The organism is Cnuella takakiae (genome assembly GCF_001953305.1).
Taxonomy (GTDB): domain Bacteria; phylum Bacteroidota; class Bacteroidia; order Chitinophagales; family Chitinophagaceae; genus Flavisolibacter; species Flavisolibacter takakiae.
Window position 1 is genome coordinate 4,749,117 of sequence record NZ_MTFE01000010.1, and the last position, 14,979, is coordinate 4,764,095.

Genomic DNA, 14,979 nt, shown 5'->3' on the forward strand with positions numbered 1-14,979 from the left:
CCAGCTTTTAGTACAATCGTGCTATAAAACAATACGATTGTATAATGCCGCACCAAAGCCTTTTACCAACTTCAGGCAACTAAAAATTTGCTTGCATATGTCTACCGCAACTATGGCGCAACCCACCACCCTGGTGCAACGCCCAACTTTTAAAGACCGTTACGATCATTACATCAACGGCCAGTTTTCCAAGCCTGCTTCCGGCGAGTATTTCGACAATATCTCCCCTGTAGATGGCAAAGTGTTTACCCAGGCTGCCCGCGGCAATGCCGAAGACATTGACCGCGCCATTGATGCTGCGTGGGCGGCTTTCCCTTACTGGAGCAAAACATCGGTACAGCAGCGCAGTAATGTACTACTCAAAATTGCCGACCGCATTGAGCAGAGCCTGGAACTGCTGGCAGCTATCGAAACCATCGACAACGGCAAGGCTATCCGCGAAACCCTCGCTGCCGACCTGCCGCTGGTGGTAGACCATTTCCGCTACTTTGCAGGGGTGCTCCGTTCAGAAGAAGGCACCCTCTCGGAACACGACGAAACAACCCTGAGCCTGCAGGTACACGAACCCATCGGTGTGGTAGGACAAATCATTCCCTGGAACTTCCCGCTGCTGATGGCTGCCTGGAAAATTGCCCCGGCACTGGCCGCAGGCTGTTGCGTGGTGGTAAAACCTGCCGAGCAAACACCTACTTCCATTATGTGCCTGATGGAACTGGTAGGCGACCTGATCCCCGCCGGTGTACTCAATATCGTTACCGGTTTTGGTATTGAAGCAGGCAAGCCCCTCGCCTCTTCACCCCGCATCAGCAAGGTGGCTTTTACCGGCGAAACCACTACCGGCCGCCTCATCATGCAATACGCTTCCGAAAACCTGATCCCCGTTACGATGGAACTGGGTGGCAAGAGCCCCAATATCTTCTTCCCATCCGTGATGGATGCCGATGATGAATATTTTGACAAATGCATTGAAGGTGCTGTGATGTTTGCCCTCAACCAAGGTGAGGTTTGTACCTGTCCCAGCCGCATACTGGTGCACGAAAGCATTGCCGACAAGTTCATGGAGCGGGTGGTAAAACGCACGCTGGCCATTAAGCTGGGCGACCCCATGGATAAAACCACCATGATGGGTGCGCAGGCCTCGGAAGACCAGTACAACAAGATCCTGAGCTATTTCGATATCGGCCGGCAGGAAGGTGCTGAAGTGTTGTGTGGTGGCCGTGCTTACCGCAACGAGGGCCTGGAGGAAGGTTACTATATCGAGCCTACCATTTTCAAAGGACACAACAAAATGCGGGTATTCCAGGAAGAGATCTTTGGCCCGGTAACATCGGTAACTACCTTCAAAACCGTTGAGGAAGCCATCGAGATCGCAAATGATACCCTCTACGGTTTGGGTGCCGGCGTGTGGACCCGCGATGCACATGAACTCTACACCGTGCCCCGCGCCATACAGGCCGGCCGTGTTTGGGTCAACTGCTACCATGCTTACCCTGCACATGCTCCCTTTGGCGGATATAAGAAGTCGGGCTTTGGCCGCGAAACACACAAGATGATGCTCAACCACTACCGCCAAACCAAGAACATGCTGATCTCCTACAGCAAGCAGAAGCTTGGATTTTTCTAGACAGTTTGGTTATTATAGACAAAAGCAGCAACTCCCGGGTTGCTGCTTTGTTGTTTTGTAAAAAGTTGAAGGCTCAATTGCAGGCTAACAGCACTGCTATTTCCTGAACTATTTTAATTGACACATTATGGTACAACGGGTGCTCTCTACCGATAAGGCAAAGGAGTTGATTGCGCAACTGAAAGCCAAGCACGGGCCGCTGATGTTTCACCAGAGCGGCGGTTGCTGCGACGGCTCATCACCCATGTGTTTTACCCTGGGTGAATTCAAAATTGGCGGTACCGATGTGCTGCTTGGTGATATAGAAGGCTGTCCTTTTTATATGAACAAAGACCAGTGGGAGTACTGGAAACATACCCAACTGATCTTGGATGTAACACCCGGAAGGGGCAGCTCCTTTTCGTTGGAAATACCGTTGGGTGTGCGTTTCCTCACCCGCTCCCGTGTATTTACAGAAACCGAACTGGAACAACTGGATGCTGCGCCGCCAAAGATTGGTGTGTAGGAATCAGATCTTCCATCTCTTGGAGAGATGGAAGATCTATAACTGCCTAACGCTTTGCCCGCTTGTACTGGTCAGGCCATTCTACGTCCACTTCCAGTTCTTTTGCCGCATGCAGCGGGAAATAAGGATCGCGCAAAAACTCGCGGGCAATCACAATGAGGTCGGCCTGGCCCTGCTGTAAAATATTTTCTGCTTCGGCAGCCTTGGTGATAATGCCTACCGCACCGGTTTTGATACCGGCACCCTGCTTTACTTTTTCTGCATAGCCTACCTGGTACAAAGGGCCAGCGGGGATCTTTGCCGCGGGCGTATTGCCACCGGTAGAGCAATCAACAAGGTCTACACCCATCTCTTTCAGGCGCAGCGCAAGCTGAATGGAATCTTCAGCGGTCCAGCCGCCCTCTTCCCAATCGGTAGCAGAGATACGTACAATGATGGGTAGTTCTTTGGGCCACACTTCCTGCACGGCAGCGGTTACTTCCAAAAGCAACCGAATGCGGTTATCGAACGATCCGCCATAAGCATCGGTGCGCTGGTTGGAAAGCGGTGAGTAAAACGAGTGCAGCAGGTAACCATGCGCCCCATGTATTTCCACTACTTTATAACCTGCTTGTAATGCTCTTTGTGCCGCAGCAACAAAGTCGGCGATCACTTTTTGAATACCGGTAGCGTCCAGTTCAACAGGCGCCGGTGTATGGTCGGAAAATGCAAGCGCACTGGCACCAACGGTTTGCCAGGCACCATGTTCGGGTGTAAGTGCAGCACCACCCCGCCAGGGCACATCGTGGCTGGCCTTGCGGCCCGCATGTGCCAGCTGGATGCCTGGAACAGCACCCTGCGCTGCAATGAATTGATTCATCCGTTGCAGGAAAGGAATGTGTTCATCCTTCCAGATGCCGAGGTCGCCCGGAGAGATACGCCCTTCGGGGCTAACGGCCGTTGCTTCCTGTATGATGAGGCCCGCACCACCCACGGCACGGCTGCCCAGGTGCACCAGGTGCCAGTCGTTGGCAAAGCCATCTTCGGCCGAATACTGGCACATGGGTGATACTGCAATGCGGTTGCGCAGGGTAATGCTTCTTAATGCTAAGGGTTCAAATAATAAAGCCATAAGTAGATCCTTTCAGTGAAGTGCAAATGTGGTTACAAACCCCGCACCACATGTCAGGTTAATGTCTGATTCTTATGGTTGTTTTCTATGGGCTGATAGATGGTTGCCGCATGTTTCGCCAAACGCCGCGTTCATAGGTGCCATTTGCCCAAAAGCAAAAGAAACGTTAAAGGCAAAAGTCCTACCCAACGCTTTGCTGCTGGTTGGGGGTATTGCTAATAAGGTCGCAAACAAGACCTAACTGCTAAAACCCAAAACCATGTTTATGAAACAAAACCTGATGAACCCCGCGCTCCTGTTCGCCTTGCTGCTGTTGTTGTTAACTGCATGCAATAAGGAACAGTTACCCATCCCCATTGGCAAACCAATACCCCAAAATCCTGTTCCTGGAAAACCCACCAACCCTATACCTCCCGAAAACCCTGTTCCACCGGCACTGCTCCAGGTGCGCATCAAAGCAGCCATACAGGTGGGTACGCTCCTGTACGACAGCATTCCTGCAACCCTTTCCATGGAAGTATGGGATAGTACGGGTCAATCAACACAAAAGCAGCTGACGCTGGAACCCGGTACCAATACTTTGTCGCTGCCTGCCAATACTGCCAAGGCTCATTTCAAAATGGAACAGTGGAAAGTACAATCCGAACAAACGCTTGGCCGCAGTCAGCTGGATACTTTACAGGTGCTGGTGCTGGGCAGCCAAAAGGCAGCGAAACAACTAGTATCGGAAGCCCAGTACATTTTTGCCGCAGGCGAGTACCGGCCGCAGGGCAAAACCGAATACCAGTACAACAGCAACGGCAGCTTGCATGAAGTACGTTTTTACCAGAAGAAAATTTCTGAAGCCGAGCTGCGCCATCACCTCACCGACCGGTTCTTTTACACAGGCGGTAAGCTTACAGAAATCAAAAGGTCGGATATTGCCAACAACCGCCATGTGGGCACCACCCTGTTTACCTATAATGGCGCCGGCCGTATTGCAACCATGGACAATACCAGTTACGATAATGCAACCAAGGCAACTGTGGCTTATTATGGTGATGACATTTCCATTTATCACCAATACAACAATGGATATAACCTGAGTTACGAGATGCAGTTCCGGAATGGCAATAAGGTAGCGGAAACAGCCCGCAGCTCAAGGGGCGGTGGTGAAGGCGGCACCTTTACTTACGATCACAACATCAACCCCAGGGCGCACCTGAATTACCCAAACCTGTTTCTTTCCAACCTGTCGCAGAACAATACACTGGGTCGGGAGAAAAGCTACACGGGTGCCATCCCTTCAGCCGAGCCTTATAAATACGAGTACACCTATGATGCGGATGGGTACCCTACCACCTTGTTGCTGCACTACAAAAACGGCATCAACGGCGAAAACCTGTACCATACCAAAACGGTGTATACCTATGCAGGCAATTAACCTGGAAGACCAAAGCTTAACACCCTTAAACTTATTAAGATGAAACTGCTGCAAAACCTCCTGATCCTTACCGCACTTGCTTCCTGCACGGCAGCCAAGGTATCGGTACCATCCCAATTTGAAAAAGAAGCCACCCGCATGGCTGTAAAAGGACTGAACGGGTGGATGATCAACCAGCAACTGTCCTTTGGCAATTATCATACATCAGCCATCAAACGCGGCTGGGATTTCACCTCTTCTGTACAATACACCAGGTTCGGGTTGCGGCCCGAGGAAATGCTAATGCGGGTGATTCATATAGATACCGACAAACGCAACCTGTCGCAACGCAACAAGTTCCAGTACACCCTTTCCGATGGTAAAAACATCACGGAGATTTATGCTACGGAAAAGTTCCGCGAGAACGACCTGGTGTACAAAAGCAACAACCCTTTCCTTGGCGATGTAAGCCGCACCCGCAGGTATGAATATGCATTTACCGCTGCCATTCTGCCCATCAGCCAGAAAGACCCGCAGCCCTGGTCGCTGGTGCTGGTAAACCGGTATGATGCAAATAAGGATACGGCCCGCAAACTCTTCGACCGGCCCTTTGTGGAAGAGGAAGGCTATGCCACCAACGGCAAGGACAATGTAGCCATCAGGCCGCTGCGGCTGGAAGAAATGAAGTCGAAAAAAGGCAAGCCAATGAAGGTATTTGGCGGCCCTCTACTTGCAGGCTACGAACTGCGGATGGACGATGGCGTGGTTGGTATTATTGATATACTGGACAATGCCGTTTGGTTGTACAACGACCTGGAAGCTCCGGATAAATTGCTGCTGTCGTCCATTGCATCGGCCATTATGCTGAAGCGGATGCAGGATGTAGCAAAAGACAGGGATAATATTCCAACCGGCAGCAACTAGCTTGTAGCATTGGTACGGATTACCCCCGACGAACCAGTTTGTGCATCATTCTTCTTTTAAGCCTTTGTGGCAAAATAGCTCACCCACGTGCAAACCATAGAACGCGACATACAGGAACTGCTGGATGGCTGCCGCGCCAACAGGCGCAGTGCGCAGGAAGGCCTGTACCGCAGGTTCTATGGTTTTGCCATGCGTATTGCATTGCGGTATAGCCGCGACGAGCACGATGCTGCCGACATCCTGAGCCATGCATTTATCAAGGTGTTTAAAAGCATTGCCAGCTTTGATGCGGCGAAAGGTTCCCTCCACGCATGGATACAGCGCATCGTGATCAACAAAGGGCTTGACCACATTAAAACACGCAGCCGTTTTAGCGAAGAAGTAGAACTGGAAACTGTAGATGAACCAGCATTTATTAACAATGCGGCCCTGGAGCAGATGGGCGCCGAAGAGATCATGAACCTGATCAAAAGGCTGCCGCCTGCAACACATGCCGTGTTTGTATTGTACGCAGTGGAAGGTTATAACCACCGCGAAATAGCCCAACGCCTCAACATCAGCGAAGGCACTTCGAAATGGCACCTGAGCGAAGCCCGCAAAACACTACAACAACAGCTACAGTCACTATATAACTGATGCCCCAAAAGGAACGATACGAAGTTATCATCACCAGCAAGCTGGACGAGCTGCCCATACCCGATATGGCCGATGCCATCTGGGCAAGAATAGAAGCGCAGCTTGACCTGGACCTGCCTACCGATGATAACGGTGGTGATGTACCTGTTCCTACCGATCCACCCGTTGGCACCGGTTTATGGATCGGGGCAGCTTTCCTTGCCTTTGTGGGCGCCTTGTTTGCCTATTATTACTTTCAATCACCTCCGACCAAATCACAACCACAACCTATTGAAACCTCTTCAGTTGCACCCACCAGGGATACCCTACAAACAGCACTGTCCCCTGCAAAACAATCCCCTGCACCACCCGGCAAACCGAAGCAGGAGGCGGCAAATGCAGCAGGCACCATAGTAAGCTATCAGGATACAACAACAGCGATACCCGATTTTGTAAAAGTTGTTACACCACCTAAAGATTCTAGCACATCGGTTGCCGCAATCAGCCCACCACCCGGCAAGCAACAGGAGCCAGATAGCATACCTAAAAAGAAAAGGGGATTGCAGGGAATAAATGATAAAGATTACCGCATCGTTCCGAAAAAAGACTGATCCCTAATGGGGCTAAGAAGCCTGCTTTTTTTTTGTTCCTTGAACAAAAACTTCGTGCATCAATAACCCATGGGGCAAAGTAATAAGGGAGAGAAATATCCAGAGGGGCGTAAGTGCATCGGGTGCAGCACTACTCCAAAAGAAGAATAAAATAAGTCCGAAAAAAGCGCCAAGCACAAACGGCAATCCGGGCACCACCAGTTGTCGTACCGAACGGAACAACTTATTATTACTACGCAGGTATAACCAGATGGAACGGAATGATTGCAAGGAATGCCAAATGGCGAAATACACAGCAAAGCCTACGATCAAAGGCAACTGCCGGCATAAAAAAAGCAGGAACATCAAAGTGATAATGGATTGAAACTGGCGGAACACAAGTCCCTGCCAGCGCAAACGCATCCATAGCATTAGTATCCATCCTGGCAGGCCCATCCAAAACACTGCGGCCTCGTATGGCCTGTACCATTGGGCAAAGCGCAATAAAAAGTTTTGGGTGCCCACAATCTGTTGCAGGTAAACCAGGATTTCGGAAGTATGACCAAAAATCAATACCAGTAAAAGCCAGCCGCCAAACGCTACGCGGATCAGGTTGTCTGCTTTATGATGCAGCGGCAAAGCAGAAAAATCATTATCGGCAAAATGCCAGGAAGCAATCAGCAGGAAAAGCAATAGGGATAGACCGGGATTGATCCACCAGAACAAAGCATAAAAGGCCATCAATCCAAGATAGTAGCAGAGAAAACGGAACAGGGAATATTTACGGCCGGCGCTTTGCTCTTGTTGCCGGAAAATAAGGTAATCGAGAGCGCCATGCGGAATGCCGGTAGTAGCCATAGCAACAGCCAACAACACCAGTTGTGTAGTCAAACTGAAGCCCACCATCATCTGCTCCAATACAATCAGCAGCATTGCAGGCAACAGATAAGGCAAGTATGTGTGTAAGTATGGGCGCATAAAACAGAAAAAGAGACCGGCCTGGAAAGGCCGGTCGACATGGCTATTATTCTGTCTCTAAAACTACATTCTGACGCTCCTGCGAGGCAGTACCGGAACCGGTAGTAGCACGGGCAGGAAGGGAAATAACTTTTTCGGAGCGGCTGAGTGCATAGATCACTAAACCAAAACCGATTTTGTTTACTGCATCACCGATGTTGTACACTATGTCCATAGAAAGACCCCGCAACATGGGAATGCCAAAGAAACCACCTGCAGTACCGGCAATATATCCGATGGGGTAGATTGCCCATCCCACCAATACAAACCAGGCCAGCGCATTGTTGGCCCTGGCAACGGCAGGACCAGCGGCATCGGCAAGCTTTTTCACATCCCCAGCCCATACCAGGTACACGATGTAGAAGTAAGCCAAACCCGATACAAAACCCCAAACCCAGCTCTGGGTTTCCTGCCCGTAGATGGCTTCTCCAATATAGCCGGTGATGAGCATCACCACAGAGGCGGTAATCAGTTTCCACAACAAGCCGATTTTAGCTCCGCTCTTACGGGTGATGAGGTAGAACTCAACACACATCAGCGGCACGGTCAGAATCCAGTCTACATACCGGAAGAAAGTAGGCGACTGCCCGGTAGCAAGATTGTAGTCGCGCATGTAGTAGTAGTGCACGGCAGCAATGAACGTGATGAGGCCCGAAACAAGTACCGAAGTGCGCCATGGCTTCTCGGTATTACCAAGTTCGAAAAAGAAAAACACAGAGGCAGCCATCATGGCCATGCAGCCAATGAAGAAAGTAAAGGCAACGTAATTGTCATTGGCTATTGGTGTGCCAATGTCCAGCAGAAGGGGGTTCATATGTATGTGGTTTTAGTTGATGACAAAACCAAAGCAATCACGGATGCTTTTCAACACACGAGTCAGGGATAGGTTAACAGAGCGTTCTAGAAGAGAGAAGAAATAGCCAGCAATCGTGAAATCAACACAACAACAAAAGAATTGTTCGATAATGTAGCGCCTTTTTTCCGAGCTGCAACCCTGGTGCACAAAGCGGATACATCATACTACAAACAAGTAGTAAAACGGTTGCTGAAAAATGTATTTCCTTTTTGGAAACCATTGCTGCTTGGGACAGCCCCGGTAAAGATGTATCTTTTGGGAAACGATTGCATATGGCACAAAGCCGTAAAAGGGCAGGACGCCCTGCTAAACACACAGCAGATATACCAACATCCCAGCGCACCTCAGGTCATTTGATGTGGGCCTTGCTGGTAGCTGTTTTTGGTGCTATGATCGGCTATTTTGCATCCGGAGGGAGCATTACCGGAGCCACCGCCGGTCTGCTTGCCGGCGGTGCCCTCGGCTGGTACCTGGGTACAAAAATGGAGAAAGATGCAGGGGCCCGGTAAAGGCATAGCCAGCAGCTATAACATAGTTTGTATGTAGCCTGATTTAGTGGTTTGAAAAAGGCCTGAACAATTTATGCTGACTGCCCGTTTGCAACAGCCAAACCATCAGTTCGCAGGCATATTGCAGGCTACAGGTGGTCTGCAATAAGGCAGGAAAAAATGCAGTACTACCGGTTGAAAGCACTTACTTTTTATCCCAGTGATCCTGCATATCCTTGTAGGCATCTTTTGAAATGCTGGACTTCTTTTTAGGTTTGGAGTCGCCCTTCTTTTTATGTGCGTTGATGTTGTTGACAAGAGAGTTTTTTACACCCAGCTTATTGGTTTTTCCACCATTTGATTTCTTTGTTGTGGTTTTCTTGGCAGCAGTTTTTCGGGCGCTGGTTTTTTTAGTTGCGGCTTTCTTGGGTGCCGACTTTTTAGCAGCCGTTTTACCGGAGGCCTTTTTAGCACTGGCCTTCTTTGGTGCTGCTTTTTTTACGGCAGTTTTCTTTGCTGCCGCTTTTCCTGCACTTCTTTTTGCAGTAGTCTTTTTAGCCGCCGTTTTTTTAGCGGGTGCCGATTTATTGGCACCTTTCTTTGCAGCCGCCTTCTTTGGAGCGGTGCGCTTGCCAGCAGTGCTCTTGGCACTTGCTTTTTTTGCTGTTACTTTTTTACCCTTTGTTTTCGAGGTTGCCATAACCTATGTTTTGCATCAGCCGTTGCAATAGGTATGCCCGGCCTGCAGCATTCATTGCAGTTGCAGTTTAATAAGTGCAACTGCATGTTGGTACCAGCTGCGGTTACCGTCAATCAGGGTATCTCTTTTGCATACCTTTATCTTTATTCCTGTATGAAATTTGGTGCCGTTCCGGACGCGTTGCTGTCCGCTATAGATTTCACTTTACCGCCTGATCCCTTGTTCAACCAGGATACATTACTAGGTAACAGGGTTAAGGTGCCTAAAGTTTTCCTGGGTGCAAGCACCTGGGGCGATGCATCTTGGGTAGGTACCCTTTATCCGCCCAAAACACCTGCAAAAAACTTCAGGCAGTTGTACCCGCAGTATTTTAATGCTGCCGAACTCAATGCTACGCACTACAATGTTTACAGCCCCGAAGTAATTGCCCAGTGGGCTGCTGCAGCAAAGGACCGCGATTTTAAATACTGCCCCAAATTTCCACAAAGCATTTCGCACTACAGCAATTTTGAAAACACGGCGGACCTCACCCATGCATTCATGGAAAGTATAGAAGCATTTGGCCCGCACTTAGGTCCTGCTTTTTTACAAACAAGCGAAAGCTTTCCGCTCACTTCGCGGCATGCTTTATTCAAATACCTGGCGACCTTGCCCCAACAGCATACTTACTTTTTGGAAGTGCGGCACCCAGGCTGGTATGAAAGTGCTGACGCAGTAGCTACCTGGATGCAGGTGTTGCGGCAGCTGGATATTGGCGCCGTAATTACAGACACGCCGGGCCGCAGGGATATTGTGCACATGCACCTGCCCATCCCCAAATTCTTTCTGCGCTTTGTGTGCAACCAAACCCACCCACTGTCATTTCAGCGCATTGATGCCTGGACCGACCGCCTTGCAAGCTGGATAGACCAGGGGCTGGAAGAAGCCTATATCTTTTTACACCCCAATAGCGATGGCGCTGTACTGGAACTGGCCACCTACTGGATTGAAAGACTCAACCGGCGTTGCGGCCTCTCGCTGCAAGCGCCTGTTCCCAAGCAAAGCAGTTTGTTTTAAACACCCGGTTCAGGAAACCGGGTATACAATGCCGTTGGTTTATAAAAGGCATGGCCTTGTGTTGCAAGGAAATCTGTTTCTATTCTGCTACTTCTTTTTTATGCTGCAGGTTGCATTATCCTGGCTGGCACAGCAATTACAGCATACCAGGAAAATTGGTTTATGAAATGGGACGAATTGCTCCTGGGTGGAGAAAGCTGGTCCTTTCTTGCAGAGACCGTACTGCGCACAACCATCATGTTTACGGTAATCGTGGTTAGCCTCCGCCTGCTGGGCAAAAGAGGTATCAAACAACTGTCTGTTTTCGAGCTGGGTGTCATCATCGGGCTTGGTTCGGCGGCTGGCGACCCCATGTTTTATAAAGATGTAGGCCTGTTGCCTAGCATCCTGGTTTTTACCATCGTTATTAGCCTTTACCGGTTTGTTACCTACCTGATCAGCCGCAGCCGCAGGTTTGAAAGCCTGGTTGAAGGCAATCCTACCTGTATCATTAAAGACGGAGAATTTATCGTGGAAAACTTCAGGAAGGAACCCATTGCCTTCGATGAATTGTTCACGCAGCTAAGGTTGCATTCCATTGCGCACCTGGGGCAGGTTGAGCAGGCGGTGTTGGAAAACAATGGCGAAGTGAGCGTGTATTATGTTGATGAAAAAGACCTGCGCTATGGCTTGCCCATACTGCCCGATATGGAAGAATTTACCAGCGGCAGCCTGCCGCAGGATGGCATGTATGCCTGCACTTTTTGCGGTAGGGCGCAGGAACTGAAAGCTGCGCAAAAACACAACTGTGGCCGTTGTGGCAAGGACCAGTGGAAAAAAGCTTCCAAACGCCGGAGAAACACCTGAATCCAGATGCCACGCTGATTGTTTACCTTCAGTCATATCCCCTTGCTATGCGCCATTTGATCCTTCTTTTCAGCTTGCTGGCTGGCACAGTTTCGGCTGTTGCCCAACAAAAAACCTACTGCAACCCGATTAATATCGATTATGGCTACACGCCCATTCCCAACTTCTCGGAATGGGGACGGCACCGCGCCACCGCCGACCCGGTGATCGTTACTTATAAAGGTGATTACTACCTTTTTTCTACCAACCAGTGGGGATACTGGTGGAGCCCGGATATGGTGAACTGGAACTTTGTACAGCGCTTTTTCTTAAAGCCTTACCACAAAGTATATGACGAACTCTGTGCCCCCGCCGTATGGGTGATGGGCGATTCGCTGTGTGTGTTTGGCTCCACCTACACATCCGATTTTCCGATTTGGGTAAGCACCGACCCCAAGAACAACAAGTGGACGGAAGCTGTTGATTCGTTTGAAATAGGCGGGTGGGATCCTGCATTTTTTGTAGATGATAACCAGCGCCTGTATATGTATAATGGCAGCAGCAACCGCTACCCCATGTATGGCATCGAAATAAACAGGTCGACCCTGCAACCCATCGGCACCCGTAAAGAGATGTACCTGTTGGAACCCTGGCGTTATGGCTGGCAGCGCTTTGGCGAATACATGGACGATACTTTCCTTGACCCGTTCATGGAAGGCGCCTGGATGACCAAGCACAAGGGCAAATATTACCTGCAATATGGCGCTCCGGGTACCGAGTTCAGTGGCTATGCCGACGGTGTGGTTGTAGGCGACAGTCCGCTGGGGCCATTTACACCGCAGTCCATGCCTTTCAGCTTCAAACCCGGCGGCTTTGCACGGGGTGCAGGGCACGGGGCTACCTTCCAGGACGGTTGGCAGAACTACTGGCATACCAGCACCATTGTTATTTCCACCAAGAATAATTTTGAAAGAAGGATCGGCATCTGGCCTTCCGGCTTCGACCAGGATGGCGTTATGTATACCAATACTGCCTTTGGCGACTACCCGCACTTTTTACCTACCACAAAGAAACCGGATGACTATAACCCGATGGGTGATGGCGGCTTTACCGGGTGGATGTTGCTCAATTATAATAAGCCCGTCCAGGTTTCTTCAACGCTGGGTGGTTATATGCCCAATAACGCTGTAGATGAAAACATCAAAACCTATTGGAGTGCGGCATCGGGAAATGCAGGCGAATGGTTCCAAACCGATCTGGGTGCCACCGGTACCGTACATGCCGTACAGATCAACTATGCCGACCAGGATGTAGATTCGGCAAAGCTGGGTAAGCGTCCCGGTGGTTACCACCAGTACCGGGTACTGCATTCTATGGATGGTAAAAAATGGTCGGTACTGATTGATAAAAGCCAAAATAAAACCGATGTGCCGCACGACTATATTGAACTGCCGCAACCGGTACGTACCCGCTACCTGCGCATGGAAAACCGCCATATGCCTACTGGTACATTTGCATTAAGTGGATTCCGGGTTTTTGGCAAAGGCCAGGGCAGTAAACCGCATGCGGTGAAAGACTTTGTAGTACTGCGTACCGAAAAAGATAAACGTAGTGCCTGGCTGAAATGGCGCCCCATGACGGATGCTGTTGGTTATAATATTTACATGGGTACGGCGCCCGACAAGTTGTACAACAACGTGATGGTGTATGGCGCAAATGAATATTACTTCAAAGGCATGGACAACAGGGTGCCTTACTACTATGCCATTGAAAGCTTTAATGAAAACGGCGTATCAGAACGTAGTTCTGTTATCAAAGTCGAGTAATAAATACGGTTGTCGGCTATCCCTTATATTGTGTCAGGAACTATGCATGTCAAGAACCAACAGCTTATGATCAAGGCCTTACTCTTTTGTTCTATTCTTTTGCACACCCACGCATTTGCGCAGGGAAACGGGTCAATCGTTTACCTGGATAATACCCTTGCAGGAACCAATAAGAAAAATGCCATTTTGCAGGGCACCCTTGTACCTGTTGCCGGTGGGTACCTCGTTGAATGCAACAGTGCTGATGGCAAGCTATTATATGCAGGTACCTATGCCGATAAAAAACTGCAAACCAAACAAGGTCTTACCCGTTTCTACCATGCCGATGGCACCGTACAATCGGAGGGGATGATGGAGGCAAATGAAAAGACAGGCATTTGGCGGTACTGGCATCCAAACAAACAACTGAAAGATTCGGGCAGCTATGTTGGAGGATTCCTGGAGGGCACCTGGAAGACCTGGTATGATAACGGGCAGTTGAAAAGTGTTACCCAATTCAAACCCATTATGTTAACCAGTGTACGCGCTTCGGAAAGTGCTACCCGGAGAATATCAGATTCGAAAATTGAGGGTCCGTACCTTTCTTATTATCAAAATGGCAAACCTGAAGCGGTAGGCATGTACCATGGAGGTGTCATGGTTGGCAAATGGGAATGGTTTAGAAAAAATGGGCAGCCCAGCATTATAGAATATTACAACAGGATAGGTAAGCTGGATAGCATGCGCTGTTACGACAGTCTCGGTATTTACCAGGGTGAGTTCTGCAGCATTGAAAAACCGGCAGTATTAAAAAGATTTGGCGATTTCAGGGAGTATATGGCCAATAACTTTTCCTGGCCCGACTCTGTGTTAACTGTAAAGCATACAACAAGTGTTAAGATGCGTTTTGTAGTTAACGCAAATGGCAAATTGGAGCAACTAAAGGTAGAAAGTTCGGAGCGCCTACTTGCAGAAGCCGTTCACCGGTTTATCAGGTCATTACCTGATTGGTATCCCGCAGTACTGCACAACAAGGAAGTAGGTTGGAAAGACCAGGTGGAAGTAATTTACTGGCCAACCAATAACCGCGTTTATCCATTTACGCCCTTGAATGCGGTGATAGGGTATAATGATTGAACTTGGAAAGGATATTAACCAATTAGCATTAAAGTTGTAACGACCATAAGGCTTAGTAAAAGAATGTTGTTAAGCCTTATTAATCCAATCCCTTAGGAATATACCATCTATGGGTGGCATAGATCAAGTCAGTCAAGGCCCGGCTGATCTTTGTAAGTGTTATGCAACCAGGGGCTGTAAGCAACAGCAGGCATAAATCATCAGCGCACAGTCTTGATTGCTTTACTTTGCGCCTTTGCGTCTTTGCGGGCAACCCGTATCGCTCCTCCATGGGGTATATAAAAGCAAAAAGCCCCGCACTGTATTGCTACAGTCGGGGCCTTT

The 14,979-nt window shown here is 49.4% G+C and carries 15 protein-coding genes; 12 read left to right on the top strand and 3 right to left on the bottom strand.

The genetic code is table 11. From position 1 onward, the window contains the following. The first annotated feature begins 97 nt into the window (after positions 1 to 97). Together BUE76_RS20375 and BUE76_RS20380 are read left to right on the top strand one after the other, a co-directional pair. A complete protein-coding gene (locus tag BUE76_RS20375; protein ID WP_073048378.1) occupies positions 98 to 1,624 on the top strand; it encodes an aldehyde dehydrogenase family protein in 1,527 nt (508 codons plus the stop codon). A gap of 127 nt (positions 1,625 to 1,751) precedes the next feature. Further along, complete coding sequence (locus BUE76_RS20380; RefSeq protein WP_073048381.1) at positions 1,752 to 2,129, top strand: DUF779 domain-containing protein; 378 nt, start codon at positions 1,752 to 1,754, stop codon at positions 2,127 to 2,129. A 46-nt stretch (positions 2,130 to 2,175) separates the two neighbouring features. Here BUE76_RS20380 and BUE76_RS20385 read toward each other — a convergent pair whose 3' ends face one another. Next, positions 2,176 to 3,240 carry an NADH:flavin oxidoreductase/NADH oxidase gene (locus tag BUE76_RS20385; RefSeq protein WP_073048384.1) on the bottom strand — a complete coding sequence of 355 codons (1,065 nt, stop codon included), beginning with the start codon at positions 3,238 to 3,240 and terminating at the stop codon, positions 2,176 to 2,178. A 265-nt stretch (positions 3,241 to 3,505) separates the two neighbouring features. Between BUE76_RS20385 and BUE76_RS20395 the strand changes: the two genes are divergently transcribed. The 4 genes from BUE76_RS20395 to BUE76_RS20410 all read left to right on the top strand — a co-directional run bounded on the left by BUE76_RS20395 (position 3,506) and on the right by BUE76_RS20410 (position 6,792). Then, positions 3,506 to 4,663 carry a hypothetical protein gene (locus tag BUE76_RS20395; RefSeq protein WP_073048391.1) on the top strand — a complete coding sequence of 386 codons (1,158 nt, stop codon included), beginning with the start codon at positions 3,506 to 3,508 and terminating at the stop codon, positions 4,661 to 4,663. Between the two features lie 39 nt (positions 4,664 to 4,702). Beyond that, entirely contained in the window at positions 4,703 to 5,566 is an 864-nt protein-coding gene (locus tag BUE76_RS20400) for a hypothetical protein (RefSeq protein ID WP_073048394.1), read from the top strand. 87 nt (positions 5,567 to 5,653) lie between these two features. Beyond that, positions 5,654 to 6,202 (top strand): RNA polymerase sigma factor, encoded by a 549-nt coding sequence (locus BUE76_RS20405; protein WP_073048397.1) that lies wholly within the window; start codon positions 5,654 to 5,656, stop codon positions 6,200 to 6,202. Beyond that, on the top strand, positions 6,202 to 6,792 hold the full coding sequence (locus BUE76_RS20410) for a hypothetical protein (protein WP_073048400.1): 591 nt from the start codon (positions 6,202 to 6,204) through the stop codon (positions 6,790 to 6,792). The genes BUE76_RS20405 and BUE76_RS20410 overlap by 1 nt, the downstream gene beginning before the upstream one ends. Before the next feature lie 12 nt (positions 6,793 to 6,804). Here BUE76_RS20410 and BUE76_RS20415 read toward each other — a convergent pair whose 3' ends face one another. Then, positions 6,805 to 7,725, bottom strand: a complete 921-nt coding sequence (locus tag BUE76_RS20415; RefSeq protein WP_158070010.1) for a Brp/Blh family beta-carotene 15,15'-dioxygenase — start codon at positions 7,723 to 7,725, stop codon at positions 6,805 to 6,807. Positions 7,726 to 7,795: 70 nt separating this feature from the next. Continuing rightward, on the bottom strand, positions 7,796 to 8,602 hold the full coding sequence (locus BUE76_RS20420; protein ID WP_073048405.1) for a bacteriorhodopsin-like: 807 nt from the start codon (positions 8,600 to 8,602) through the stop codon (positions 7,796 to 7,798). Positions 8,603 to 8,916: 314 nt separating this feature from the next. Here BUE76_RS20420 and BUE76_RS24275 point away from each other — a divergent pair, with 314 nt between their 5' ends. The 6 genes from BUE76_RS24275 to BUE76_RS20450 all read left to right on the top strand — a co-directional run bounded on the left by BUE76_RS24275 (position 8,917) and on the right by BUE76_RS20450 (position 14,655). Beyond that, positions 8,917 to 9,153, top strand: a complete 237-nt coding sequence (locus BUE76_RS24275; protein ID WP_143157473.1) for a hypothetical protein — start codon at positions 8,917 to 8,919, stop codon at positions 9,151 to 9,153. Between the two features lie 233 nt (positions 9,154 to 9,386). Then, a complete protein-coding gene (locus tag BUE76_RS24280; protein ID WP_143157474.1) occupies positions 9,387 to 9,863 on the top strand; it encodes a hypothetical protein in 477 nt (158 codons plus the stop codon). A gap of 227 nt (positions 9,864 to 10,090) precedes the next feature. Beyond that, a complete protein-coding gene (locus BUE76_RS20435; protein WP_158070011.1) occupies positions 10,091 to 10,888 on the top strand; it encodes a DUF72 domain-containing protein in 798 nt (265 codons plus the stop codon). Between the two features lie 162 nt (positions 10,889 to 11,050). Beyond that, a complete protein-coding gene (locus tag BUE76_RS20440; protein ID WP_073048414.1) occupies positions 11,051 to 11,734 on the top strand; it encodes a DUF421 domain-containing protein in 684 nt (227 codons plus the stop codon). A gap of 47 nt (positions 11,735 to 11,781) precedes the next feature. Next, positions 11,782 to 13,539, top strand: a complete 1,758-nt coding sequence (locus BUE76_RS20445; RefSeq protein WP_073048439.1) for a family 43 glycosylhydrolase — start codon at positions 11,782 to 11,784, stop codon at positions 13,537 to 13,539. A gap of 66 nt (positions 13,540 to 13,605) precedes the next feature. Further along, complete coding sequence (locus BUE76_RS20450; RefSeq protein ID WP_073048417.1) at positions 13,606 to 14,655, top strand: hypothetical protein; 1,050 nt, start codon at positions 13,606 to 13,608, stop codon at positions 14,653 to 14,655. Positions 14,656 to 14,979: the final 324 nt, after the last annotated feature.

What these genes read in the sequence shown, in the direction of transcription:
- BUE76_RS20400 (WP_073048394.1), top strand. Translation starts at nt 4,703, where the DNA reads ATGAAACTGCTGCAAAACCTCCTGATCCTTACCGCACTTGCTTCCTGC.
- BUE76_RS20420 (WP_073048405.1), bottom strand. Translation starts at nt 8,602, where the DNA reads ATGAACCCCCTTCTGCTGGACATTGGCACACCAATAGCCAATGACAAT.
- BUE76_RS20450 (WP_073048417.1), top strand. Translation starts at nt 13,606, where the DNA reads ATGATCAAGGCCTTACTCTTTTGTTCTATTCTTTTGCACACCCACGCA.
- BUE76_RS24275 (WP_143157473.1), top strand. Translation starts at nt 8,917, where the DNA reads ATGGCACAAAGCCGTAAAAGGGCAGGACGCCCTGCTAAACACACAGCA.
- BUE76_RS20440 (WP_073048414.1), top strand. Translation starts at nt 11,051, where the DNA reads ATGAAATGGGACGAATTGCTCCTGGGTGGAGAAAGCTGGTCCTTTCTT.
- BUE76_RS20445 (WP_073048439.1), top strand. Translation starts at nt 11,782, where the DNA reads ATGCGCCATTTGATCCTTCTTTTCAGCTTGCTGGCTGGCACAGTTTCG.
- BUE76_RS20380 (WP_073048381.1), top strand. Translation starts at nt 1,752, where the DNA reads ATGGTACAACGGGTGCTCTCTACCGATAAGGCAAAGGAGTTGATTGCG.
- BUE76_RS20395 (WP_073048391.1), top strand. Translation starts at nt 3,506, where the DNA reads ATGAAACAAAACCTGATGAACCCCGCGCTCCTGTTCGCCTTGCTGCTG.
- BUE76_RS24280 (WP_143157474.1), top strand. Translation starts at nt 9,387, where the DNA reads ATGCTGGACTTCTTTTTAGGTTTGGAGTCGCCCTTCTTTTTATGTGCG.
- BUE76_RS20385 (WP_073048384.1), bottom strand. Translation starts at nt 3,240, where the DNA reads ATGGCTTTATTATTTGAACCCTTAGCATTAAGAAGCATTACCCTGCGC.
- BUE76_RS20375 (WP_073048378.1), top strand. Translation starts at nt 98, where the DNA reads ATGTCTACCGCAACTATGGCGCAACCCACCACCCTGGTGCAACGCCCA.
- BUE76_RS20410 (WP_073048400.1), top strand. Translation starts at nt 6,202, where the DNA reads ATGCCCCAAAAGGAACGATACGAAGTTATCATCACCAGCAAGCTGGAC.